Source organism: Patulibacter sp. (assembly GCF_030655195.1).
GTDB lineage: Bacteria > Actinomycetota > Thermoleophilia > Solirubrobacterales > Solirubrobacteraceae > Patulibacter.
Window position 1 is genome coordinate 1 of record NZ_JAURWA010000003.1, and the last position, 23,592, is coordinate 23,592.

Annotated in this window: 22 protein-coding genes; 17 read left to right on the forward strand and 5 right to left on the reverse strand. The window is 74.8% G+C overall.

All coding sequences use genetic code 11. From position 1 onward, the window contains the following. The first annotated feature begins 524 nt into the window (after positions 1–524). The 7 genes from lipA to Q7T67_RS00120 all read left to right on the forward strand — a co-directional run bounded on the left by lipA (position 525) and on the right by Q7T67_RS00120 (position 8,580). Positions 525–1,541 carry a lipoyl synthase gene (lipA, locus tag Q7T67_RS00090; protein ID WP_304785283.1) on the forward strand — a complete coding sequence of 339 codons (1,017 nt, stop codon included), beginning with the start codon at positions 525–527 and terminating at the stop codon, positions 1,539–1,541. Then, positions 1,538–2,041, forward strand: a complete 504-nt coding sequence (locus Q7T67_RS00095; RefSeq protein WP_304785284.1) for a thioesterase family protein — start codon at positions 1,538–1,540, stop codon at positions 2,039–2,041. The genes lipA and Q7T67_RS00095 overlap by 4 nt, the downstream gene beginning before the upstream one ends. A gap of 151 nt (positions 2,042–2,192) precedes the next feature. Then, positions 2,193–4,004: a bifunctional lysylphosphatidylglycerol flippase/synthetase MprF gene (locus Q7T67_RS00100; RefSeq protein WP_304785285.1), complete on the forward strand. Its 1,812-nt coding sequence runs from the start codon at positions 2,193–2,195 to the stop codon at positions 4,002–4,004. A 118-nt stretch (positions 4,005–4,122) separates the two neighbouring features. After that, positions 4,123–5,631, forward strand: a complete 1,509-nt coding sequence (locus tag Q7T67_RS00105; RefSeq protein WP_304785286.1) for a DHA2 family efflux MFS transporter permease subunit — start codon at positions 4,123–4,125, stop codon at positions 5,629–5,631. After that, a complete protein-coding gene (locus Q7T67_RS00110; protein WP_304785287.1) occupies positions 5,628–6,098 on the forward strand; it encodes a MarR family winged helix-turn-helix transcriptional regulator in 471 nt (156 codons plus the stop codon). The genes Q7T67_RS00105 and Q7T67_RS00110 overlap by 4 nt, the downstream gene beginning before the upstream one ends. Before the next feature lie 135 nt (positions 6,099–6,233). Continuing rightward, positions 6,234–7,448: an acyl-CoA dehydrogenase family protein gene (locus Q7T67_RS00115; RefSeq protein WP_304785288.1), complete on the forward strand. Its 1,215-nt coding sequence runs from the start codon at positions 6,234–6,236 to the stop codon at positions 7,446–7,448. Between the two features lies 1 nt (position 7,449). Further along, positions 7,450–8,580, forward strand: coding sequence for an acyl-CoA dehydrogenase family protein (locus Q7T67_RS00120; protein WP_304785289.1), 1,131 nt, complete (start codon positions 7,450–7,452; stop codon positions 8,578–8,580). Between the two features lie 82 nt (positions 8,581–8,662). Here Q7T67_RS00120 and Q7T67_RS00125 read toward each other — a convergent pair whose 3' ends face one another. Together Q7T67_RS00125 and Q7T67_RS00130 are read right to left on the reverse strand one after the other, a co-directional pair. Next, positions 8,663–9,049 (reverse strand): nuclear transport factor 2 family protein, encoded by a 387-nt coding sequence (locus Q7T67_RS00125; RefSeq protein ID WP_304785290.1) that lies wholly within the window; start codon positions 9,047–9,049, stop codon positions 8,663–8,665. Beyond that, positions 9,046–9,711: a hypothetical protein gene (locus Q7T67_RS00130; protein ID WP_304785291.1), complete on the reverse strand. Its 666-nt coding sequence runs from the start codon at positions 9,709–9,711 to the stop codon at positions 9,046–9,048. Before Q7T67_RS00130 ends, Q7T67_RS00125 begins: the two co-directional genes overlap by 4 nt. A gap of 185 nt (positions 9,712–9,896) precedes the next feature. On the opposite strand from Q7T67_RS00130, the gene Q7T67_RS00135 reads away from it, so the two are divergent. Continuing rightward, positions 9,897–10,718 (forward strand): crotonase/enoyl-CoA hydratase family protein, encoded by an 822-nt coding sequence (locus tag Q7T67_RS00135; RefSeq protein WP_304785292.1) that lies wholly within the window; start codon positions 9,897–9,899, stop codon positions 10,716–10,718. Positions 10,719–10,803: 85 nt separating this feature from the next. Here the strand turns inward: Q7T67_RS00135 and Q7T67_RS00140 are convergent, their stop codons facing one another. Beyond that, entirely contained in the window at positions 10,804–12,018 is a 1,215-nt protein-coding gene (locus tag Q7T67_RS00140) for a hypothetical protein (protein WP_304785293.1), read from the reverse strand. Between the two features lie 206 nt (positions 12,019–12,224). Then, complete coding sequence (locus Q7T67_RS00145; protein WP_304785294.1) at positions 12,225–13,247, reverse strand: MBL fold metallo-hydrolase; 1,023 nt, start codon at positions 13,245–13,247, stop codon at positions 12,225–12,227. Positions 13,248–13,408: 161 nt separating this feature from the next. On the opposite strand from Q7T67_RS00145, the gene Q7T67_RS00150 reads away from it, so the two are divergent. The 5 genes from Q7T67_RS00150 (at position 13,409) to Q7T67_RS00170 (ending at position 17,806) form a co-directional block, all read left to right on the forward strand. Next, positions 13,409–14,746 (forward strand): S1C family serine protease, encoded by a 1,338-nt coding sequence (locus Q7T67_RS00150; RefSeq protein WP_304785295.1) that lies wholly within the window; start codon positions 13,409–13,411, stop codon positions 14,744–14,746. Continuing rightward, positions 14,743–15,699, forward strand: coding sequence for a VWA domain-containing protein (locus Q7T67_RS00155; RefSeq protein ID WP_304785296.1), 957 nt, complete (start codon positions 14,743–14,745; stop codon positions 15,697–15,699). Before Q7T67_RS00150 ends, Q7T67_RS00155 begins: the two co-directional genes overlap by 4 nt. Before the next feature lie 152 nt (positions 15,700–15,851). Further along, a complete protein-coding gene (locus Q7T67_RS00160) occupies positions 15,852–16,058 on the forward strand; it encodes a hypothetical protein (RefSeq protein ID WP_304785297.1) in 207 nt (68 codons plus the stop codon). Between the two features lies 1 nt (position 16,059). Continuing rightward, positions 16,060–16,713 (forward strand): response regulator transcription factor, encoded by a 654-nt coding sequence (locus Q7T67_RS00165; RefSeq protein ID WP_304785298.1) that lies wholly within the window; start codon positions 16,060–16,062, stop codon positions 16,711–16,713. A 13-nt stretch (positions 16,714–16,726) separates the two neighbouring features. Further along, the gene (locus Q7T67_RS00170; protein WP_304785299.1) at positions 16,727–17,806 is read left to right on the forward strand and encodes a HAMP domain-containing sensor histidine kinase; all 1,080 of its coding nucleotides are present in this window, start codon (positions 16,727–16,729) and stop codon (positions 17,804–17,806) included. On the opposite strand, the gene Q7T67_RS00175 is transcribed toward Q7T67_RS00170, so the two are convergent. Further along, the gene (locus Q7T67_RS00175; RefSeq protein ID WP_304785300.1) at positions 17,781–18,203 is read right to left on the reverse strand and encodes a Na-translocating system protein MpsC family protein; all 423 of its coding nucleotides are present in this window, start codon (positions 18,201–18,203) and stop codon (positions 17,781–17,783) included. The genes Q7T67_RS00170 and Q7T67_RS00175 overlap by 26 nt on opposite strands. A 217-nt stretch (positions 18,204–18,420) precedes the next feature. Here Q7T67_RS00175 and Q7T67_RS00180 point away from each other — a divergent pair, with 217 nt between their 5' ends. From Q7T67_RS00180 to Q7T67_RS00195, 4 genes are all read left to right on the forward strand, one after another. Beyond that, on the forward strand, positions 18,421–19,950 hold the full coding sequence (locus Q7T67_RS00180) for a PP2C family protein-serine/threonine phosphatase (protein ID WP_304785301.1): 1,530 nt from the start codon (positions 18,421–18,423) through the stop codon (positions 19,948–19,950). Positions 19,951–20,098: 148 nt separating this feature from the next. After that, on the forward strand, positions 20,099–21,241 hold the full coding sequence (locus Q7T67_RS00185; protein WP_304785302.1) for a MoxR family ATPase: 1,143 nt from the start codon (positions 20,099–20,101) through the stop codon (positions 21,239–21,241). Positions 21,242–21,249: 8 nt separating this feature from the next. Then, positions 21,250–22,161, forward strand: a complete 912-nt coding sequence (locus Q7T67_RS00190; protein ID WP_304785303.1) for a DUF58 domain-containing protein — start codon at positions 21,250–21,252, stop codon at positions 22,159–22,161. Further along, positions 22,158–23,135 (forward strand): VWA domain-containing protein, encoded by a 978-nt coding sequence (locus Q7T67_RS00195; RefSeq protein ID WP_304785304.1) that lies wholly within the window; start codon positions 22,158–22,160, stop codon positions 23,133–23,135. The genes Q7T67_RS00190 and Q7T67_RS00195 overlap by 4 nt, the downstream gene beginning before the upstream one ends. The last annotated feature ends 457 nt before the right edge of the window (positions 23,136–23,592 follow it).

Consider the following 23,592-nt stretch of genomic DNA (forward strand, 5'->3'; position numbering starts at 1 on the left):
GCCGGGGGCCGGGGGCCGGGGGTCCGCGGGCGAGCGACGGCCGGGCGGGCGATCGACGAGCGGACGAGGGCCGGGCCGGCGAGGGACGGGCCGGCGAGGGACGAGCGGACGAGCATCAGGCGGGCGGCGGCGCCGCGGCACGCTCCGGTTCGATCCCGTCCGGAGCGCACCGCCTCGCACCGACCCGTGTCCCCGATCCAGGTCTCGGTGGAGTCCGAGGGGCGAGACCAGGATCCGGGTCGTCAGGCGACCACGATCCACGTCTCGGTCCCCCGACGACGCCGAGACCCGGATCGTGTCCGCACCCCGTGACACCGCCGCACCCCCGGGGCCCGGGCGCCGGACCTGCCACGACACCGCACCGCGCGGCACCCGGGCGCCGGCCCTGCCGCACCGCCGCACCGCGCGGCACCCGGGCGCAGGCGCCGCCACCCCCGGCGCTCCGCGTCGGGGTCCCCACCGCCGTCCGGGACCCGTGACCCACCCCACCGGGGCCGCACCGGTCGCGCGCTACGCTGGAAGGCGTGTCCGAGGCCCCGTCCCAGCAGCTCCCCGTCCGCCAGACGCGGTCGCGCGCCAAACCGGGCGGCATGGACGTCTCGAAGGTCCTGGGCACCAACACGATCGCCTACCGCGAGCGCAAGCCGGCCTGGTTCAAGGTCCCCGCGCCGGGCTCCCCGAAGTACCGGGAGCTCAAGGAGACGATCAAGGCCAACAACCTCAACACCGTCTGCTCCGAGGCCGCGTGCCCGAACATCGGCGAGTGCTGGGAGCGCGGCACCGCGACGTTCATGATCCTCGGCGACACGTGCACCCGCCGCTGCGGCTTCTGCCACGTGATGACCGGCACGCCGACGTGGAACGACCCGCTCGAGCCCGCCCGCGTCGCCCGCTCGATCTCGATGATGGGCCTGCGCCACGCGGTCGTCACCTCCGTCGACCGCGACGACCTGCCCGACTACGGGTCGCGCATCTGGGCCGCGACGATCAACCAGATCCGCCGCCAGTCGCCGGACACGAAGATCGAGACGCTGACCCCGGACTTCCGCGGCGAGGAGATGCCGCTGGCGACCGTCATCAACGCCGGGCCCGACGTCTTCAACCACAACGTCGAGGTCGTCCCGCGGCTCTACCAGGTCGCCCGCCGCGGATCGACGTTCATCCGCTCCTGCCGCGTGCTCAAGAACGCGTCGGACATGAACGCCGCCGGGATGGGCAGCCCCGGGATGAAGACGAAGTCCGGCCTGATGGTCGGCCTGGGCGAGAGCTTCGCCGAGGTCGTCGAGACGATGAAGATGCTGCGCGCCGTCGACGTGCAGATCATGACCATCGGCCAGTACCTCCGGCCCACGGAGAGCCACCTGCCGATCGTGCGCTACTGGCACCCCGACGAGTTCGACGAGCTCGCCCGCATCGGCATGGAGGAGCTCGGCTTCGAGCACGTCGCCGCCGGTCCGCTCGTGCGCTCGAGCTACCACGCCGACGAGCACGTCGTCCAAGACCAGCCCGGCGTCGGCCCGCTCGCCATCAGCGCCGCGTGAGCGACGCGGAGGCGGTCTTCCCGACCGCCCTGACCGACGATCCGCCGTCCTGGGCCCCCGCGTCGGCCGACGTCGCGACGGGCCCGATCGAGCTGCCGGTCCGCGTGCGGTTCCTCGAGTGCGACCCGCAGGGCGTGCTCGCCCACCCGCGGTACCTCGACCTCTTCGACGACACGTACATGCGCCTGAACACGACCCGGCTGGGCGGGTTCGCGGCGATGATGCGCGGCGGCATCGAGACCCTCGTCGTCAAGACCGAGGTCGAGTTCTCGAGATCCGCGCGCGCCGAGGAGGAGCTCGTCGTCGTCCTGGACCTCGAGCGCCTCGGCCGGTCGTCCGTCGCGCTGCGCTACCGCGCGCTGGGCGCCGCGGACGGCGAGCCGCGCGCGACCGCCCGCACGACCTACGTCTGCGCCGCGGTCGGCGAGGGCCGCTCGGTGGCGTTCCCGGCGTGGATGCGCGAGCGGTACCTGGGCCTCGGCGGTCCCGGCGTCGCCTGAGCCGCGCCAGCGCGGGCGCGCGGGCGGGCCACGCGCGGACGGGGACGCGGACACGGACGGGGACCCCTCGGTCGGCGACCTCACCGTCGGCCGAACGAGGCGCCTCGGCGCTCTCAGCCGCGCTTCATGCGGCACTGCCACGATCCCGCGCGTGCCCCTGCAGCCCGAGCTCCTCACCGCCGCGCTCTGCCTGCTCGTGCTGGTCGTCGCCGTCGTGGCGCTCGCCCGGTCCGTGCGACGTCGCAGCACCCGGCTCCCCGTCCTCGCCGGGATCGCGGTCGCCGCGGCCGGCGTGGCCAACCTCGCCTCCGCGCTGAGCCCCGCCGACGACGGCAGGATCGAGCTGCTCCGGGAGTCCGTCGGGGCCGGCGTGCCGGACACCGCCCGCGCGCTGGCGGTGCCGGCCGGCATCGCGCTGCTGCTCACCGGCCGGTACCTGGCCCGCCGGCACCGGCGCGCCCTCGACCTGGCCGTCGGCGCGCTCGTCGTCCTCGCCGCGCTGAACGTCTTCAAGGGCCTCGACGTCCTGACGGGCATTGCCACCGGCGCCGTCGCCCTGGTGCTCTGGCGGTCGCGGGCCGCGTTCGACGTCGAGCCGCTGCAGGTCCGCTGGACCGCCACGCTCGGCACGATCGCCGGGATGGCCGTGGGCGTCTTCGGGGCGACGGTCGCCGCGCTCGCCGCCGTCACGTGGCGCGAGGGGCTCGACGCGCCCGCCGGCACGATCGTCCACGAGGCCCTCGTCCTCCTGACGATGACGCGCGACACGACGCTGCCGATGCCGCACCTGCTCGCCTGGCTGCCCGACGCGATCGGGGTCACCGGGATCGCGACCGTGCTGCTGGCGCTGCTCGTCCTCTTCCGCCGCCCGCCGGCCGACGCCGCCTTCGGCGCCCGGGCACGCGCCGACGCCCTGATCGAGCGGCACGGCACCGACACCCTCAGCGGCTTCGCCCGCCGCACCGACCTGATCCCGCACGTCACCGCCGACGGCCGGGCGGCCGGGACGTTCCGGGTCTGCGCGGGCGTCCTCTTCGTCGGCGGCGCCCCCAGCGGCCCCGCCGACGCGGTCGACGAGCTGCTCGCCGAGCTGCGCGCGATCGCCGACCACCACGACCTGCGCATGGCGATCCTGGGCGCCGGGTCCGAGCTGTCGGAGCGCGTCTGCGGCAGCACCCGCATGCGCTCGATGTACATCGGCGACGAGGCCGTGGTCGACGTCCCGGACTTCACGCTCGAGGGCCGGCCGATGAAGAAGGTGCGCCAGGCCGTCGGCCGCGTCGTGCGCGCCGGCTACACCTCGGAGATCGTCCGTCTCGGCGACATGGACTGCGCCACGCGGCACGACGTGGCCTCGGTCGTCACCGCCTGGGGCGAGAAGGACGCCCACGGCTTCTGCATGGAGATGCCGCTCGGCGACGCGGCCTCGGCGGACTCGCTCGCCGTCCTGGCCCGTGACGGGGACGGTCGCGTCCGCGCGCTCGTCCACGTCGTCCCCACCCCCGTCGGGGGCAGCTGGTCGCTGTCGAGCACCCCGCACGAGCGGGGTCTGCCCAACGGCGTCGTCGACTTCCTGGTGGTGCGGATGATCGAGGGCGCCCGGGAGCGCGGCCTGCAGCGCGTGTCGCTGAACTTCGCGGCCTACCGGCAGTGGATCCACGAGCCCGCCACGCGGTTCGAGCGGACCATGGGGCCCGTCGTGAAGTTCCTGGACCGCTTCTTCCAGATCGAGCGGCTCTACCGCTTCAACCGCAAGTTCGACCCCACGTGGGTGCCGCGCCACCTGCTCTACGACGGCCGGACCGTGCAGCTGAAGACCATGTGGGCGGCGATGCTGGTCGAGGGGCAGATCCGTCTGCCGTCGGTCCCGGGTGCGGCGCGGCTGGGTGTCGGCCACGCCCGGGTCCGTCGCGAGATCGGCCCCGCCCGGGGCCCGTCCCCGGCGCGCTTCCTCCGCGACTGAGCGGACCGGGCCCGGAGCCCGGCGAGCGGCTGCACGCCACCTGAACGCCGACGTGCCAACTAGTTCCCCATGCTAACTTTTCGTCTCCGAAGTTTCGGCTCCGAAGGATCAGAACAGCATGGCCAGAACCGCGAAGGCGCCCGTCGCGCCGATCGACCCGCACGTCAAGAAGGTCGCGATCGTCATCGTGCTCGGCGCGATCATGTCGGTCCTCGACACGACGATCGTCAACGTCGCGCTCGACACCCTGTCCCGCGACCTCGACGCCCCGTTGAGCGACATCCAGTGGGTCGCCACGGGCTACCTCCTGTCGCTCGCCGCGGTGATCCCGATCACCGGCTGGGCGTCGACGCGGTTCGGGGCCAGACGCCTCTACGTCGTCGCCCTCATCGTCTTCACCGCGGGCTCCGCGCTCTGCGGCCTGGCCTGGTCGAGCGGGTCGCTCATCGCCTTCCGCGTGATCCAGGGGATCGGCGGCGGCATGATCATGCCCGTCGGCCAGATGATCCTCGTCCGCGCCGCCGGCCCGAAGAACCTCAGCCGCATCATGAGCCTGATCGGCGTCCCGATCATCCTCGCGCCCGTCTTCGGCCCGACGGTCGGCGGCCTGCTGCTGGAGCACGTCGGCTGGCAGTCGATCTTCCTCATCAACGTGCCGATCGGCGTGATCGCGCTGTGGGCCACGATGCGCCTGCTGCCGAAGGACCTCCCGGGCGACGCCGGCAAGCTCGACGCGATCGGCCTCGGCCTCGTGGCCGTGGGCGTCACGGCGGTCACGTACGGCCTCGCGGAGACCGGCACGCACGACCTCGGCTCGGCCAACGTCGTGCTGCCGATCGTCGTCGGCCTCGTGCTGGTCGGCCTGTTCGTCGCGCGCGCGCTGCGGATCCCGAACCCCCTGCTGAACGTGCGGCTCTACGGCAACCGCGCCTTCGCCGCCGCGTCCCTGACGACGTTTGCGCTCGGCGGCGCGCTGTTCGGCGCGATGGTGATCATCCCGCTGTACTTCCAGACCGTCCGCGGCGAGGACGCGGTGTCCACCGGCCTGCTGGTCGGGCCGCAGGGCATCGGCGCGATGGTCGCGATGGGCATGTCCGGCCGGCTGTCGGACCGCTTCGGCGCCGGTCGGGTCACCGTCGTCGGCGTGTCGATCACCGCCGTGGCGACGATCCCGTTCATGCTCCTGACGGAGAACACCTCGTACGGGATCACGAGCGCCGCGATGATCTTCCGGGGCCTCGGCGTGGGCCTGTCGATGATGCCCGCGATGACCGCGGCGTTCTCGGTCCTCAAGCCGTCCGAGATCAACCACGCCTCGCCGCAGCTCAACACGCTGCAGCGCGTCGGCGGCTCGATCGGCGTCGCCGTCCTCACGGTCGTCCTGCAGCGCAACACCGAGGGCCTCGGCCGCAGCGCGGGCGACCCCTCCGCGCTGGCCGGGGCGTTCGGCGACGTCTACTGGTGGGTGCTCGCCGTCACCGTCGTCGCGCTGATCCCGGCGGTCATCCTCATGCGCGTCGAGCGCCGGCGGGCCCGCGAGGGCGACGGGGACGGCCCGGCGGCGGGCACCGCGGTCGACGCGACCCCGGAGGAGCGGCAGGTCGAGAAGCTCGAGGCGATGGCGTGAGCGACGGGGCGGTGGACGTCCCGGCGGCGCCCGAGGACACCCCCGCGACCGAGCTCGCCGACGCCGTCTGGACCCTGATGGGCGCGATCCGGCGCCTGAAGGCCCGGCGGGCGCACGACGCCGGGGGGCTCGGCACCGGGGAGCTGCGGGTCCTGGGCCAGCTCGGCGTGCTCGACGAGCCCGCGTCGATGGGCGAGCTGGGGCGCAGCGCCGGTCTGAACCCGGCCTCGACCTCCGCCACCGTCGACCGCCTGGAGGCCGACGGTCTCGTGGTCCGCGAGCGCGACACCGCCGACCGGCGCGTCGTGCGCGTGGTGCTCACGCCCGAAGGTCGCGTGACTGTCCGGCGCCGCGTGGCCGCGTGGCAGGCCGAGTGGGCCGACGACCTGGAAACGCTCCCTCCGGAGGACCTCCACGTCACGGCCCGGACGCTCGCGGTGATCGCGGCGACCATCGACGCGCGCTGAGGCGCGGCGCGCGGACCCGTCGCACGGAAAGCGGGAGGTGCCACATCCCGCTTTCGGCGCTACTCTCTGTGGTCCTGGCCGACTGGCCAGTCGAGAACCGGCGAGCGTCCCCGACGGGACGCGAAGGAGCAGACGGTGGATCTGAACGACGACCCCCAGCAGGCGGAGTTCCGCACGCAGGTGCGGGCCTGGCTGGACGAGCACAAGGCCGAGGCCCCCATCGTCATGGGCGAGGGCCAGATCGAGGACGAGCACGAGCGCATCGAGCAGTGGCGCGGCTGGCAGCGCAAGCTCGCCGAGGCCGGCCTCTGCGGCGTGACCTGGCCCGAGGAGTACGGCGGCCAGGGCAAGGGCCCGATCGAGCAGGTCATCGTCAACCAGGAGCTCTCCCGCGCGCAGGTCCCGGGCGCCCTGGACTTCATCGGCCTGGGCATGATGGGCCCGGCGATCATCGTCCACGGCACCGACGAGCAGAAGCGCCGCTACCTCGGCCCGATGCTCCACGGCGACGAGGTCTGCTGCCAGCTGTTCTCCGAGCCCGCCGCGGGCTCCGACCTCGCCGGCGTCACCGCCCGCGCGGTGGAGCAGGAGGACGGCTCGTTCAAGATCTCCGGCCAGAAGGTCTGGACGACCAACGCGCAGTTCTCCGCCTTCGGCGTGCTGCTCGCCCGCACCGACGCGGACGTGCCCAAGCACAAGGGCCTGACGATGTTCATCGTCCCGATGGACGCCCCGGGGATCACGATCCGCGGCCTGCGCCAGATCTCCGGCGAGGCCGAGTTCAACGAGGTCTTCCTCGACGAGGTCCACGTCCCGGCCGACGCCGTCCTCGGCCAGGTCGGCGGCGGGTGGGGCACGGCCCTGACCGTCCTGATGTTCGAGCGGCTCTCCATCGGCACGACGTCGATCGGCTACTCCGCCGAGCGCTTCGCCGCCGGTGTGAAGTCGGCCCCCGGCGCCGCGGAGGACCCCGAGGTCCGCCAGCGCCTCGGCCACATCGGCACCGAGATGATCGCCAGCCGCTTCGCCGGCCACCGCCTGCTGTCGGACCTGGCCGGCGGCAAGCTGCCCGGCCCGGAGTTCGGCCTCGGCAAGGTCACGGTCGTCAAGTCCGCGATCGACGCGGGCGACCTGATCGCCGACGTGCTCGGCCCCGACGCGCTCGACGAGCACTCGGAGTGGGGCTACATGATCTCGTTCCTGCCGGGCCTGAAGTCGGCCGGCGGCACGGAGGAGATCCTCCGCAACACCATCGGCGAGCGCGTCCTGGGCCTCCCGCCCGAGCCGCGGTCGGACAAGGGCGTTCCGTTCTCGGAGCTCAAGGCCCGCGAGAAGGAAGAGGTGGCCTGAGATGGATCTGTCGCTGACGGACGAGCAGGAGTTCCTGCGCGAGGCGGCCCGCGGGGCCCTCAAGCGCGTCGACACGGTCGCCGCGGCCCGTGAGGCGCTGGAGGACGAGACGAAGCGTCCCGACCTCTGGAAGACGATCGTCGAGGCCGGCTGGACCGGCCTGCTGACGAGCGAGGCCGGTGGCGGCGCCGAGCTCGGTCTGTACGACGCGATGCTCGTGGCGCAGGAGGCCGGGCGCGTCCTGGCCCCCGTGCCGCTGGTCTCCACGCTGCCGGCCGCGACGGTGCTCGACGCCGCGGGCGACGAGGCCTCCGAGGCCGTCGCGAGCGGCGAGACGCGGATCGCGTGGCTGCCCGCCGCGCCGCCGACCGACCAGGAGCCGCGCTGGACGGCGGACCCCAAGGGCGGCATCCTCCGCGCGGAGCTGCCGAAGGCGACGGTCGACGGTGGCACCGCCACGCTCTCGGGCGCGGTCCACTGGGTCCCCGACGCCGCGCAGGCCGAGCAGCTGCTCGTCACCGCCGACGGCCCGGACGGTCCGGTCGCCGTCCTCGTCGACGCGTCGGCGAGCGGCGTGAGCGTCGAGGGCCTCTGGCGCTACGACGCGACGCGACCGCTCGGGCACGTCACGCTCGACGGCGCGCAGGGCCGCGTCGTCGCCGCGGACGAGCTCGCGCTGCGCCGCGCGTGGCACGTCGCCCAGGGCCTGCTGGCCGCCGAGGCCGTCGGCACCGTCGACGCGCTGCTGCCCGTCGCGATCGCCTACGCGAAGGAGCGCCACACGTTCGGCCGCGCCATCGGCTCCTACCAGGCGCTGAAGCACCAGCTCGTCGAGGTCCTGCGCCTCCTCGAGAACGCCAAGTCGCTCCTGATCTACGCGGCCTGGGCGCACGAGAACGCCCCGGACGAGCTGTCGCTGGCCACGGCCGCGGCGCGCTCCGGCGCCGAGCACGCGCTCGATGTCGCCACCCGGGTCCAGATCTCGGTGCACGGCGGCATCGGTGCGACGTGGGAGCACGACGCACCGCTGTTCTTCCGCCGCGCGCAGCTGCAGCGGCGCCTCCTCGGCGGCGCGGGCGGCGCGACCGACCGCGTGGCCGGCGAGCTGCTCGGCGGCGTCGTCCCGGCCTGAGCGGCACGGGCGGGGTCGCCGGTCGGCGGCCCCGCGTGGAGGGGCGGAGGGTTCGGGCCGCGCGCCCGGGCCCGGGCCCGGGCTACTCGGCCTTGCGGACGTGCAGCCGGGCGGCGTCGAAGTAGACCGCGAACCGCGTGATGCGGTCGCCGGCGACCTCGAGGACCGTGACGCCCGGGTGCGAGAGGTCGCCGCCGTCGCGGCCCTCGGCGGTCCGCTGCCACTCGAGGATCGCGACGTCGCCGTCCACGACCTGGTTACGGAACTCGGAGGCGACGCTCGCGAACAGCTCGCGATCCTCCTGCCACAGCTTCCGCGCGCCGTCGCTGCCGCGCAGCGCGCCCGTCGCCGTGGCGGTGTCGACGCGGACGTCGTCGGCGAACAGCTCGACGAGCGGGTCGACCTCCTCGTGCTCCTCCAACCGGGCCAGGGCGTCGAGGAAGCGGTCGACCGTCTCGCGGGTGCTCATCCCACGTCTCTACCTCGGGACGACCGGGACGAAACCGCCGGCCACCACCCGCGCGCGACGAGCCGGCGACGGAGCCCGCCCCGGCGCGCGAGGGCGGAAGGGGCCACGGCGGACGGGGCGGCGGCGGACGGGGCGGCAGCGGACAGGACGGCACCGGCCGGCTGCGCCGCGGCGCCGGACGTCGCGGCGAGGGCCGTCTGCCCGGCGGCGGCCGGACCGACGGCCGTCGCCGTCGGGACGGCCGCGGCCGAGAGCTCGGCGGCCAGCGCCATCACCTCGACCGTCCGCTCCGCGAGCCGGGCGGCCGCACGGTCCAGGTCCTCCGCCCGCCGGTCCAGCCTCGCGGCCCGGGCGTCGAGCTCGCGGTGCGCGGCGACGACCCACGGTCCGCCGAGGGAGCGTGCCCCGCCGGCCGTCCCCGCCGGAACGACCGGTGCCGCAGGGCTCCCCGCCGAGATGGCCGCGATCCGCACCCGGGCCGTCTCGAAGACCGCCGCGACCCGGTCGGCGAGATCGTCCTGCGGCTCCTGGCCCGCACGGCGGGCCACCACGTCCTGGGGACCCGTCCCCGCCCCCGCGCCCGTGCGGCCGGACGGGACCTGCGAGAGATCTGCCCCCGCGCCCGCACGGCGGGCCACGATGTCCTGGGGTCCTGCGAGCACGGCGGCACCTCCGGTCGGTGGTCGGGACGAAGCGTCCACGGGGTTCACGTCGCCCGGTGCTACCCCGCCACGCCGTCGGCGCACCCCGCGCGCCGGGGAGGGACGGATGGGGGAGCCGGACGCGCCGCCGAGAGCCCCGAACGTCCAGGCTGGCACGGGGCGCCCCGAACCGCGACGATGCAGGGATGACCAACGACCGCGTGACCGTCACGATCGAGGACCACGTCGCCGACGTGCGCCTGAACCGCGCCGACAAGCACAACGGCCTCGACACGCAGATGTTCCAGGCGCTGCACGAGACGGCGCTGGAGCTGCGCGGGAACGAGGACGTCCGGGCGGTCGTCCTCTCCGGCGAGGGCAAGAGCTTCTGCGCCGGCCTCGACGTGCAGGACGCGTTCCAGAACGGCGCGCTGGCCAACGCCGCGTCGCTCGAGGACCGCCTCGAGGGCGAGCCGACGAACCTCTACCAGGCGGTCGCCTACGACTGGCGGACCGTCCCCGTCCCCGTGATCTGCGCGATCCAGGGCATCTGCTTCGGCGGCGGGCTGCAGATCGCGCTGGGCGCCGACATCCGCATCGCGACGCCCGACAGCAAGCTCTCGATCATGGAGATCAAGTGGGGCCTCGTGCCCGACATGGGCCTGCTCGTGACGCTGCCGCCGCTCGCCCGCCAGGACGTCGTCAAGGAGCTGACCTACACCGGCCGGGTCTTCAGCGGCGAGGAGGCCGTCGGGTACGGGATCGTCACCCGCACCGACGCGGACCCGCTGACCGCCGCGAAGGCGCTGGCGGCCGAGATCGCCGGCAAGTCCCCCGACGCCATCCGCTTCGGCAAGAAGCTGCTGCAGGACGCGTGGGAGGGCGACGACGCGACGAAGCTCCTGCTGGAGTCCAAGCTCCAGCGCCCGCTGATCGGCTCGCCGAACCAGATGGCCGCCTCGATGGCGGCGATGTCGAAGCAGCCCGGCGAGTACGGCGAGCTGCTGCCGCTCCCCGACGGCGTCTGACCGACCCGCCCGGCCCGGCGCCGCTCGGCCGGGCCGTGGCATCGCCGGCCCGGCCCGACGCGGCGCCCCGACCCGGGTCCTGCGCCTAGAAGTAGGCGTTGCCCGGGAACTCCGCGCCGTTGACGAGGTTGTCGCCGACCGCCGACGCCTTGAGGAACGTCGGGTTGTGGGTCGAGATGGTCCGGACGTTGCGCCAGTGCCGGTCGAGGTTGCGGCCGGACTGCGTCGCCGACGCGCCGCCGACGTCGAAGAGCTTCGCCGCCGTCGCCGGGGCGAAGCGGTCCACCGCGATCTTCGCCTCGGCCGCCGCCCGCTGCGCGGCCTCGGCCGCCTCCGGGGTCGGTGCCCCGTCGGTGATCGAGTCGAAGGCGCCCTGGATCCGGTCGGCGGCGGCGAGGACGATGGCCTCGGTCGCGAAGACGTCGGCCGAGATCTCGCCCACGACCTGGAGCAGCTGGCGGTCGTCGGTCGGCGCCTGCGGCGTGGGTGCGTGGCTGAAGTTGCGACGCCGCCCGCGCGCGAGGCCGACCGCGTCGTTCCGGACGCTCCGGAGGACCCCGGCGGTCACGGCCTGCAGGTAGAGCTGCAGGAACGCCCCGTGGTAGCTCGGGGGCAACGGCCCGTCCGGCTCGCCGATGTCGAAGTACTCGTCGTCGGCGACGTGGACGTCGTCCAGCCTGGTCGTCCCGGTGCCGGTGAGGCGCTGGCCGAAGCCGTCCCAGTCGTCCTCGACCGTGACGCCCTCGCGGTCGATCGGCACGACGGCGCCGGCGATCCGCCCGTCCGGGGCGGCGGCCCAGATCTGCGTGTAGTCGGAGTAGAGGGTCCCCGTCGAGTAGAACTTCGCGCCGTTGAGGCGGTGGCCGCCGGCCGGGTCGGGCGTGAACGCGGTGTCGAAGTACAGGCCGGTCGGGTGCCGGCTCTGCTCGCTGAAGCCGTTGCCGACGAGCGCGCCGGAGGCGACGAACGCGAGCGCCCGCGCGCGGTCGGCGGGGTCCGGGACGGCGAGCTGCTGCTCGACGAACCAGAAGTGGGCCCGCAGGATGTGCGCGACGTTGGCGTCGGCCTCGGCCAGCGCGATCACCGTCTCGAAGAGCTCACGGACGGTCGCGCCGGCGCCGCCGTCCTCGACGGGCAGGCGGAGGCGACCCAGCCCGGCCTCCTTGATCCAGCCGATCACCTCGAACGGGCGCGTGAGCTCGCGCTCGCGCTCCTCGGCGCCCTCGGCGATGCGGGCCAGGAGGGCATCGAGCTCGGCGGAGCCGGGACGGACGGCGGGGGTGGCGGTGATCGGGGTCACGGGGACTCCTTCGGGGGGGGCGGAGCGGATGCGGGCACCGGAACCCCCGGCGCCTCCCCACGTAGAAAAGCACAAACCCGATCTGCTTTTCCATGTTTTGCCTCGGAGGGTCCTCCGAGACGCTCGCCACGACCCGACCGGGTGGCGCGCCTCCGGCCTCGCGGGGGCCGTCGCCCCGGTCGCGACCGACGGGAGGGTGGCGCCCGTCAGACCTCGCGCAGCCGCAGCACGCCGTCGACCTCGTCGACGGCGATGCGGCCGTCGCCCTCGAGCAGCTCGAGGTGGCCGATGATCTCGCTCATCACGAGGTGGACCTGCACGTAAGCGGTGCGGCCCCACATCGCCCGGGCGATCTCGAACGCGGTCTCGTGGCCCGCGGCGATCTCGTCGACGATCCGGCCCAGGCGCCGCTCCGTCGCCGTCGAGCGCTGATCGATCAGGCCCCGGTGGTCGGTGACCGGCACGCCGTGGCCGCCGAGGACGACGTCGAGGTCCATCTCGCGGGTCAGCGCCAGCGACGCCCGGTAGTCGCGCAGCGGCGTCAGGCGCAGGGTCGGGTCCGCCGCCTCCTCGGCCGCGTTCAGCGGCTCGGAGATCAGCGCGTTGGAGGAGACGTGCGACAGCAGGTGGTCGCCGCCGATCAGCGTCCGGGCGTCGCGGTCGTGGAAGACGGTGTCGCTCGTGGAGTGGCCCGGCCGGTGGTGCACGTGCCACTCCCGGTCGTCGAAGCCGAGCACGTCGCCGTCGGCGAGCGGGTGGGTGACCTCGACCGGCTCGAAGTACCCGCGGACCATCGCGTCGGCGGCGCGGGCGCCCAGGGCGACCTCCTGCGGCAGGCCGTGGCGGATCAGGCGCTCCTCGACGAAGCGCATCTCCTGCTTGCTGCGCCGGCCGACGTCGGCCAGCCAGCCCGCGATGCCCCCGAACGCGTGGACCTCGGCCCCGGAGCGGCGCACGAGCTGAGCGGCCAGCCCGAAGTGGTCGGCGTGGTGGTGGGTCAGCACGATCCGCTCGAGGTCCTCGACGCGGTGCCCGCGCTCGGCGAGGCCCTGCTCCAGCCGCTCGAGCGCCAGGGCGGTGGCGGGCCCCGCGTCCACCAGCGTCAGCGGCGAGGAGTCGACGAGCCAGAGGTTCACGTCGCCGACGCCGAACGGCGTGGGGAGCACCACCGGGGAGACGCCGTCCGGGAGCGGAACTGGAGGGGTGGAGGCGTCCGCTGCGGTGTCCATGTCCGTCCCGGACCGTATCGCCCCCCGCCCCCGGGGTTTGTGCGTCGCGCCACCGGGGGACCGGTGCGACCGCATCTCCCGTCCTTACGCCTCGCTGACGTGGTCTGCGGGATGCTCCATGGACTCCGCATCCCGTGGAGCCCGACCCGAACGCCTCCCTGATGCCTGACAACCGCTCCCTCTGGTCCGACGGTCCCTCCGAGGACGAACACCACGGCTGGCTCGACCCCGAGCCCGACGCCCCCGCGACGCAGGAGCACCGTCCCGCACCGGCCGAGGAGCCGACCCGACAGCACCGCACGGGCCGCCTGTCGCCGCGCGAGCCCCGCGAGGGCCCGTCGACCTGGCAGCAGGTGCGCGGGAAGCTCGTGACCCCGCTGGTCGCGCTCTGCGTCGTCGCGCTGCTGGCGTCCGGCATCGCGATCGGCACCCGGCTGATCGGAGAGCGCACGGTCGAGCGCACCGTCGTCGCCGGCAACTCCGGCGGTGCGACCTCGTCGCAGATCAAGGCGGCCTACACCGCCGCGCACGACGGCGTGGTCCGCGTCACGACGAGCCAGGGCAACGGCACCGGCTGGGTCTACGACGACCAGGGCACGATCGTCACGAACAACCACGTCGTGGCGGGCGGCGGCGACACCGTCAAGGTGCGCTTCACCGACGACGGCGCCGACGTCGACGCCCGCGTCCTGGGCACCGACGTCTCCTCGGACCTCGCGGTGCTGCGGGTGGACCGGAACGACGTCGCGAAGCTCGTGCCGCTGAAGATCGCGGAGTCCGACGACGTCGAGACCGGCGATCCGGTGGTCGCGATCGGCTACCCGCTGGGCCTGGACCAGACGACGACCGCCGGGATCATCTCGGGCGTCGGCCGCCAGATCCCCGCGCAGAACAACTTCCAGATCGACAAGGTCCTGCAGACCGACGCGCCGATCAACCCGGGCAACTCCGGCGGCCCGCTGCTGAACATCAAGGGCGAGGTCGTCGGCGTCAACTCCCAGATCGCCACCGCCAGCGCCGGCGGCGGCAGCGTCGGCATCGGCTTCGCGATCCCGTCCGACACGGTCCGCGACGTCGTCCCGACGCTCGCCAAGGGCCAGTCCGTCAAGCACGCCTACCTCGGTGTGTCGGTCGCCCAGCTGACCAAGGGCGAGGGCGCCGCGGTCGGCGACGTCCGCAGCGGCAGCCCCGCCCAGCAGGCGGGTCTGCGCCCCAACAGCGAGACCGCCCTGCGCGGCCTGTCGGACCCCGACGGCGACGTCATCACGAAGATCGACGGCACCGCCGTGAACCGCCCGGACGACGTCACGCGCATCGTCAACGACAAGGAGCCGGGCGACCGGATCTCCATCGAGTACCGGCGCGGGGGCGACACGCGGACGACCGAGGTCACCCTCGCGGACCGCGCGTCCGCCGGCTCCGCCTCGTCCTCCCCGTCCGGCCCGACGCTGACCCTGCCGGGCACGCCCACCTCGCCCTCGAGCCCGACCATCCCGTGAGCTTCGCCGCCCCGTGGTTCCTGCTGGCGCTGCTCCTGGTGCCGGCGGCGGCCGCCGTCTACGTCTGGTGGGAGCGTCGTCGCTCCCGCGGGGCGCAGCCGTGGGCCTCGCCGGCGCTGATGCCGTCGGTCGCGTCGACGGCGCCGGGCTGGCACCGCCACGTCGGCCCCGCGGTCTACGCGCTGGCCGCGATCGCGCTGATCGTGGCCCTCGCCCGGCCGGAGCACGAGGTCGAGGTGCAGGTCGAGCAGGCGTCGGTGATGCTCGTGACCGACCGCTCCGGCTCGATGCGCTCGACGGACCTCAAGCCCACGCGGATGGACGCCGTCAAGGGCGCGGCGTCGTCGTTCCTGGACCAGGTCCCGCAGGAGATCCGCGTCGGTGCCCTGGCCTTCAACAACAAGACGCGGCTGCTCGCGTCGCCGACCACGGACCGCGACCGCGTCAAGCGCGCCCTGAACACGCTGACCGGCGCGGGCTCCACCGCGACGGGCGACGCGCTCGGCGCCGCGCTGGCGATCCTCCGGCCCCAGGGCCTGCGGGGCCCGCAGACGCCCGCGGCGATCGTGCTGCTGTCCGACGGCAAGAACGTCCGCGGACGCGACCCCGTCCGCCTGGCCCGCCGGGCCGGTCGCCTCGGCGTGCGGATCTTCACGATCTCGCTGGGCACCGACCAGGGCACGCTGACCTCGCGCAACGCCGACGGCACGACGAAGACCGAGCTCGTGCCCCCCGACCGCGCCGCGATGCGACAGATCGCCGACGCCTCGGGCGGGACGACCTCCGACGCGCCGACCGCCGAGGCCCTGCAGGCGGTCTACGAGAAGCTCGGCTCGGCCGTCGCCACCGAGCCCGGCAAGGACCAGCTGACCTCCGCCCCCGTCGGCGTCGCGCTCGTGCTGCTCGTCGTCGGGGCCGGCCTGGCGCTGCGGCTGACGGGCCGCATCGTCTGAGCGGCCGCGGCGCGGTCCGCCGGGTGGCGGATCGCGCGCGGCACCCCACCCCGGCACGGCGACCGACGCCGGCGCGATCTTTCGGCAGCGCGACGCCCCCGTTTAGGCCTCGATCAGCGCGGTGCGGTTCGCTGGACGTCCCCATGGTCTCGATGCGCGGTGCTCTCCCGCTGTTCCTCACCGGCTCCAGCGGCCTCGCACTCCTCGCCTTCGGCGTCGGCGGCCTGTCGGGCATGGACCCGCAGATCCAGCAGGCCGCGCGGACCGTGCAGCTCGAGCGGACGGTCGACGGCGTGCACCACCGGTTCGCCGACTGCCCGCCGGAGCCCGCGGCGAAGCGGCGCGCGGACGAGGTCTGAGATGCGCGTGCTCGTCGCCGAGGACCACGAGCGGGTGGCCGACGCCGTCGCCCGCGGCCTGCGCCGGACCGGCCTGGCGGTCGACGTCGCCGCCGACGGCGACGCCGCGCTCTACAAGGCCCGCGTGCACCCCTACGACGTCGTGGTGCTCGACCGCGACCTCCCCCGCACGCACGGCGACGTGGTCTGCCGCACCCTCAACGAGGAGCAGCCGGCCACGAAGATCCTCATGCTGACGGCCGCCGGCGCGCTCGACGACATGGTCGAGGGACTCGCGCTCGGCGCGGACGACTACCTGACCAAGCCGTTCCGCTTCGCCGAGCTCGTCGCCCGCGTCGACGCCCTGGGCCGCCGCAGCGGACGCGTCCGGCCGAGCGTCCTGACCCACGGCGACCTCGAGCTCGATCCCGGCCGCCGCGTCGCCACCCGCGACGGGGTCGACCTGGAGCTCTCGCCGAAGGAGTTCGGCGTGCTGCAGGAGCTGCTGGCCGCCGACGGCCAGGTCGTCACGACCGAGGCGCTGCTGGAGCGGGTGTGGGACGAGAACGTCGACCCGTTCACGAACACCGTGCGGATGGTCCTCGTGACGCTGCGACGGAAGATCGGCGAGCCCGCCGTCATCGAGACCGTGCGCGGCGCCGGCTACCGGATCTGAGGGGCGGGACCGCGTGGACCCCGTCCGGGGACGCCTCCGCCGGCTCCCGCTCCGGGCCCGGCTGACGGCGCTCTACGCCGCGCTCTTCGCGGCCTCGACGCTCGTCGTCCTCGTCGTCGCCTACGGGCTGCTCGGCGACCACCTGCGCCGCACGCTGCCCGACGAGCTGGCGGACCCGATCCTCGACCGCGTGGCGCTGCAGCTCGGCCTCGTCCTCGTCGGCACGACGCTCCTGGCGGTCGCGCTGGGCTGGATCGCGGCGTCCCGCGCGCTGCGACCGATCGGCGCGGTCACCGCGACCGCCCGCCGGGTCTCCGACGACCGGCTCGACGAGCGCCTCGCCCTCGACGGTCCGCACGACGAGGTCCGCGAGCTCGCCGACACGTTCGACGCGATGCTCGACCGGCTCTCCGCCAGCCTCCAGGCCCAGCGCCGGTTCGTCGCCAACGCCAGCCACGAGCTGCGCACCCCGCTGACGGCGATCCGCACCGAGGTCGACGTGACGCTCGCGGACCCCGACGCGACGACCGCGGAGCTGCGCGCCATGGGCGACCGGGTGCTGGCCGGCACCGACGAGCTCGACGACCTGCTCGAGGGCCTGCTCGTGCTGGCCCGCAGCAGGCGCGGCGTCGACCGCCACGAGGACGTCGACCTGACCGCCGCCGCCCGTGACGCGGTGGCTGCGGCCCCCGCCTGCCCCGGCCTCGAGCTGTCCGTCCACCCGCGCACGCCGGCGGCCCGGGCGTGGGGCGACGGCACGATGCTCGGACGCGTCGCGGTCAACCTCGTCGACAACGCGGTCCGCTACAACCAGGACGGCGGCTGGGTCCGCGTCGAGACCGCGGAGGGCGAGCAGGACGGCCGGCGGTGGGCGACGCTGCGGGTGGCCAACAGCGGGCCGCTCGTGCCGGCGGCCGACGTCGACCGGATCGTCGAGCCGTTCGAGCGCCTCGGGCGGCACGGGACGGGGTCGGGCCTGGGGTTGTCGATCGTCCGGGCGGTGGTCGACGCCCACGGCGGCCGCACCCGGATCGAGGCGCCGGAGTCCGGCGGGCTCGACGTGACGGTCAGCCTGCCGGGCCCGGCGCGCTGACCGCGTCGCCGTGCGTGGCGGGCGGCGCGCCGGCCGTGTCGCTCAGGACGAACAGCTGGGTGGCGACGTCGCCGTCGACGTCGAGCCCGTCGACGGCGTGGAGGACCGGTCGGCCCACGACCTCCTCGACGGCCCGGACGACGTCGGCCCGGACGGCGCTCTGGAGCGCCGAGCGGGTCGCGCGCACGAGCTCGCCCTGCCCCATGTCGGAGATCCGGCGCTCGGCCGGGGACATGGTGCCGTCGAGGATCACGACGACCGCGTCGCGGCCGGCGAAGAACGCGCGGCAGCGTTGTGGTCCACGACCGAACTGCTCCTTGAAGTGACGGGCGACGACGTCCGCGACCGACTGCAACGGGCTGCGGACCGCGGACGACTGGGTTTCGAGCTGCGACATGGCGGCGGGTGGGTCGGCTGGGCGCCACACGTAACCGATACAGGTAGTATCGGTTCCTCGGGGTGTGGGGTCCGTGATGTCTCACTTTACCCCGGGAGGGGTGCGGGGCGTCGGACCGGGGTAGTGCCGGTAGCATCAGAGGTCCTACCGAGACTCCGCGTCTCATGTAGGAGCGTCGGCGGTCGCCCCCCTCCGTCCGACGCGGGAGGAGTGCGCAGTGACCCAGGACCAGCCGCAGGAGCCGGCAGCCGCAGGACCGCGCGACCACGACGACGTCGCGCCCCCCGCGCGCGCCGACACGACGCCGGCCCGCAAGCGGCGCAGCGACGCGGCCCTGAACTACACGCGGCTGGTGGCCGCGGCGATGCGGGTCCTGCGGGAGCAGCCCGACGCCTCGATGGAGCGGATCGCGCAGGTCGCCGAGGTCGGGCGCGCGACCGCGTACCGGCACTTCCCGCGGCGCAGCGACCTCGTCGCCGCCGCGGCGCAGCAGTCCCGCGACGACGCCGAGTCCAACGAGCGCGACGTCCTGCGCCCCGCCGGCGAGCTCGCCTCGACCACCCCGGCCGTGCTCGACGTCGCCGACGTCCTCAACAAGGTCCCGCCGCACCTGCTCGGCGAGCAGATCGTCGCCGAGGCCCAGCGCCTGGCCGGCGTCAGCGCCGTCGCCCTCTACGCGGTCGACATCGACGGCTCGCGGCTCCTGCGGCTGCACGGCCCCGCCGACTTCCCGGCCGAGCTGCCCGTGTCGCTCGGCGTCGGCCCCGAGCTGCCGCGCAGCGCGATCGCCAGCCTGCGCCACGTCGTCGGCGAGCAGATGCCCGGCGCGGCCGTCGTCCCCATGTACCTGCGCGGCCGGGCCACCGGCGCGCTGATCGCCGTCGGCGCCCGCGAGGAGACGCTGCAGGACCTCGCCCGCCAGGGTGCAGCGGCGCTCGGCCTCGGCGGTGCCTACACCGACGTCTACGCGATGGCCGCCCGCCGCCAGCGCATCTCGCCCGCGTCGGAGGTCCAGCAGAACCTCCTGCCCCCGCGGGTGGCGCGCATCGGCGGCGCGGGTCTGGCGGGCAACGTCCTGCCGTCCTACGACGTCGGCGGCGACTGGTTCGACTACGCGGAGAACCCCGACGGAGCGTGGATCGGGCTGGCCGACTGCACCGGCGTCGGCCCCCGCGCCGCCGGTCTGGCCGCGGTCCTGCTGGGGGCGTTCCGCGCCGGCCGGCGCAACGAGCGCGGGCTCGCCGAGACCGTCGACCTGATGGACCGCACGCTCACCGACCTGGACCTGCCGGCGGCGACCGCGACGGCGATCGTCGGCCGCTGGCACGCGCCCGCCTCGACGTTCACCTGGATCAACCGGGCGCACCCCGCACCGATCCTGATCAGCGCCGACGGCCGGGTGGAGGAGCTCGACGGCGCCGTGGGCGAGATCCTCGGCGTCGCCGGCGGCTCCGGGGCCGCCGCGGAGCCGGGCGGTGCCCCGGCCAACGTCCGGCGGCTGGAGCCCGAGGACCGGCTGATCATCTACTCCGACGGGATCTGCGACCGGGTCTGCACCGACGGCACCCCGTTCGGCTACGAGGGGATCGTCGCCGCCGCGCGCACCGCCCCGAACCCCACCGCCGCCAACACGGTCAACGCGATCGAGGAGGCCGTGCTCGGCGCCTCGGGCGAGGCGCTCACCGACGACGCCACGCTGATCGTGCTGTCCCCGACCGGGGTCGACGCCCTCCGGGCCTCCGACTGACCGGCACCCCCCGCGCACCGCATCGGGTAGGAAGGTGCGTACGCCCGTCCGCGCCGCCGCCGGAGTCCGTCCCTCCTTATCCGCAGGTGACGACCGACGGCCTACCGTGTCCCTTGACGTTCCGCCCGTACCGCCGGAGACCGCACCCGTGAGCACGCCGTACCCCCCGACCGACCCCCAGCAGCAGGCCGCCCCCGCCTCACCGATCGACGAGGCGGCGCGCGACCTCGAGGCCGTCCTGCACGAGGTCAAGCGGGTCGTCATCGGGCAGGACGCGATGCTCGAGCGGGTGCTCGTGGCGCTCCTCTCCGGCGGCCACGTGCTGCTCGAGGGCGTCCCGGGCCTCGCCAAGACGCTGACGGTCAAGACGCTCTCCACCGTGCTGGGCGGCGAGTTCCGGCGGGTGCAGTTCACGCCGGACCTCGTCCCGGCCGACCTCGTCGGCAACCGCATCTGGCGTCCGGACACCGGCACGTTCGAGACCCAGCTGGGCCCCGTCTTCGGCAACCTGCTGCTCGCGGACGAGATCAACCGCGCGCCCGCCAAGGTGCAGTCCGCGCTGCTCGAGGTCATGCAGGAGCGGCAGGTCACCCTCGGCGGCGAGACCTTCCCGCTGCCCTCGCCGTTCCTCGTCCTCGCGACGCAGAACCCGATCGAGTCCGAGGGCACCTACCCGCTGCCCGAGGCCCAGGTCGACCGCTTCCTGCTCAAGGTCGTCGTCGGCTACCCGACCGTCGAGGACGAGGCGTCCGTCGTGCACGCCTCGGTCGGTACGCACGAGGAGGTCCGGCAGATCATCACCCCCGACCGCCTGCTGCGCCACCGCCAGACCGTGCGCAGCGCGCACGTCGACCCGCAGGTCGTACGCTTCGCCGTCGCCCTGGCCGACGCGACCCGGCACCCCGAGCGGTACGGCCTCGGCGACCTGCAGGGCGCGATCGACGTCGGCGCCAGCCCCCGCGGCCCGATCGGCCTGGTCCAGGCCGCCCAGGCGCTCGCCGTGCTGCGCGGCCGCGACTACGTGACCTCCCGCGACGTCCGCGCGCTCGCGCTCGACGTCCTGCGCCACCGCCTCGTGCTGTCGTACGAGGCGCACGCCGACGGCCTGACGCCCGACGACGTCCTCGAGCGCGTGCTCCGGGCCGTGGACCCCAACGCCGGTGAGCCCGCCCCGCTGCTGGCGGAGAACCAGGTGCCCGACGACGGCGACGGCCGGTGGACCGAGCCGCCGTCGGCCGGCCGGCCGACGGAGCGCCAGGCGCGGCGCGACGCCGAGTACGGCGACCGCTGAGCTCCCCCGTGTCCGACCTGCTCATCGATCCGCCCGGCCGGCAGGGCCCCGGTCAGATCGGCGGCCACGCCGTCCGCACGCTCGAGCTCGCGATCGCCCGGCGCAGCGACGGGGTGCTCCCCGGCGAGCACCGCGCGGTCGGCCTCGGCAGCGGCACCGAGCTGAGCCAGCTCCGTCCGTACGTCGAGGGCGACGACGTCCGGCACCTCGACCCCGCCGCCAGCGCCCGCACGGGCCAGCCGCACGTCCGGCTGCACGTGCCGGAGCGGACCCTGACGACGTGGGTGGCGCTCGACGTCTCCGCATCGATGGCGTTCGGCACCACCCGGCGCCTGAAGTCCGACGTCGCCGAGGGCGTCGTGCGCGTCGTCTCGCGCCTCGGCGTCCGCCGCGGTGGCCGGGTCTCCCTGCTGCGCTGGGGCGCGACCGCGTCCGCCACCCGGGTGCTGCCCCCGAAGGGCGGCCGGCCCGCCCTGGGCGGCATCGACCGCGCGCTGGCCGAGGGCGTCGCCGCCGACCGCTCGCCCGGCGCGGAGAGCTTCGCCGACGCGCTGCAGCGCCTGCACCGGGTCGCGCGCCGGCCCGGCCTGGTCGTCGTCGTCTCCGACCTGCGCGACGACTCGCGGTGGGAGCGCCCCCTGGCGATGCTCTCGCGGCAGCACCGCGTCCTGGTCGCCGAGGTCTCCGACCCGCGCGAGCACGGGCTGCCCGACGCCGGGATCGTCGTGATGGTCGATCCCGAGACCGGGGACGACGTCGAGGTCGACACGTCCTCCACCCGCGTCCGCGCCGCGTTCGCGACCGCCGAGGCCGAGCGCCGCGCCGACGTCGCCGCGCGCCTGCGCCGCTGCCGCGTGCAGCACCTGCAGGTGTCGACCGACGGCGACTGGCTCCGCGAGCTCGGGAGGGCGCTGCGATGAGCGGTCTCCCCCTCGCGTTCGCCCTGGACGCCCCGCTCTTCCTGCTGCTCCTGCTGCTGATCCCGGCCGGGCTGTACGCGATCCACCTGGCCCGCTCGCAGCGACGGCGCCGGGCGATCCGGATGCCCGCCGTCGCGACCCTGAAGTCCGTCGCCCAGAAGCAGCCCTGGCACCGTCGCTGGCTGCCGATCGCGCTCCTCGCCCTCACCGTGGCGCTCCTCTCGGTCGCGATGACGCGGCCGGAGGTCACGGTCGCCACGCCGCAGTCCCGGTCGACCGTCGTCCTCGTGACCGACGCCTCGGGCTCGATGAGCGCCGAGGACGTCTCTCCGACCCGCATGGAGGCCGCCAAGAGCGCCGCCAAGCGGTTCCTCGGCGGCGTGCCCGACCAGACCCGCGTGGGCCTGGTGGGCTACTCGCGCTCGCCGAGCATCGTGCAGGAGCCGACCACCGACCGCGGTGTGGTGACGAAGGCCATCGACGCGCTCGTGGCGAGCGGCCCGACCTACACCCAGGACGCGCTCGACGTCGCCCTGGACGCGATCAAGGCCGAGGGCGACCCCGCCAAGAACGGCGGCACGCGGCCCCCGGGCGCGATCGTCCTGCTCTCCGACGGGACCCCGGACCAGAGCCAGGACCCGCTGGCCAGCGCCGCGCGCGCCAAGCAGGAGCGCATCCCGATCTACACCGTCGCCCTCGGCACCGCCGGCGGCACGATCCCCGGCCTGGGCGGCCAGCCCCAGTCGGTCCCGCCCGATCCCGACCTGATGCGCCGCATCGCCCAGGCCTCCGGCGGCGAGTCGTTCTCCGTCGCCGACGCCTCGCAGCTCGACAAGATCTACGAGGGCCTCGGCTCGCGGGTGGCCACCGAGGCCGAGCAGCGCGAGATCACGGCGGGCTTCGCCGGCGGCGGCCTGCTCACCCTGGCCCTGGCGGTCGGCTTCGCGCTGAAGTGGCGCAGCCGGGTGGGCTGAGGCGGGGCGGGCCGGTCTGCGGGGCGGGGCCGGCCGCGGGGCAGGCCCGGCCGCGGGGCAGGCCCGGCAGACGGCTTCCGGGGCGGGCGGGAGGCGGTTTCCGGGGCGGGCGGCTGATGGCTTCCGGGGCGGGCTTCCGGAGACGGGTGGGTCGATCCGGTGCCACGCGGTGGCACGAAATGGACCGCCCCTTCCCTCGACGATCAGGTCGCCCGGAGGGGTGGGTCGATCCGGTGCCGCGCGGTGGCACGGGATCGACCGCCCCCCCCTCCCCGACGATCAGGTCGCCCGGAGGGGTGGGTCGATCCGGTGCCACGCGGTGGCACGGGATCGACCGCCCCCCCTCCCCGACGATCAGGTCGCCCGGAGGGGTGGGTCGATCCGGTGCCACGCGGTGGCACGGGATCGACCGCCCCCCCCCCCCCCCCCCCCCCACCCCCCCCCCCCCCGGGGGGGG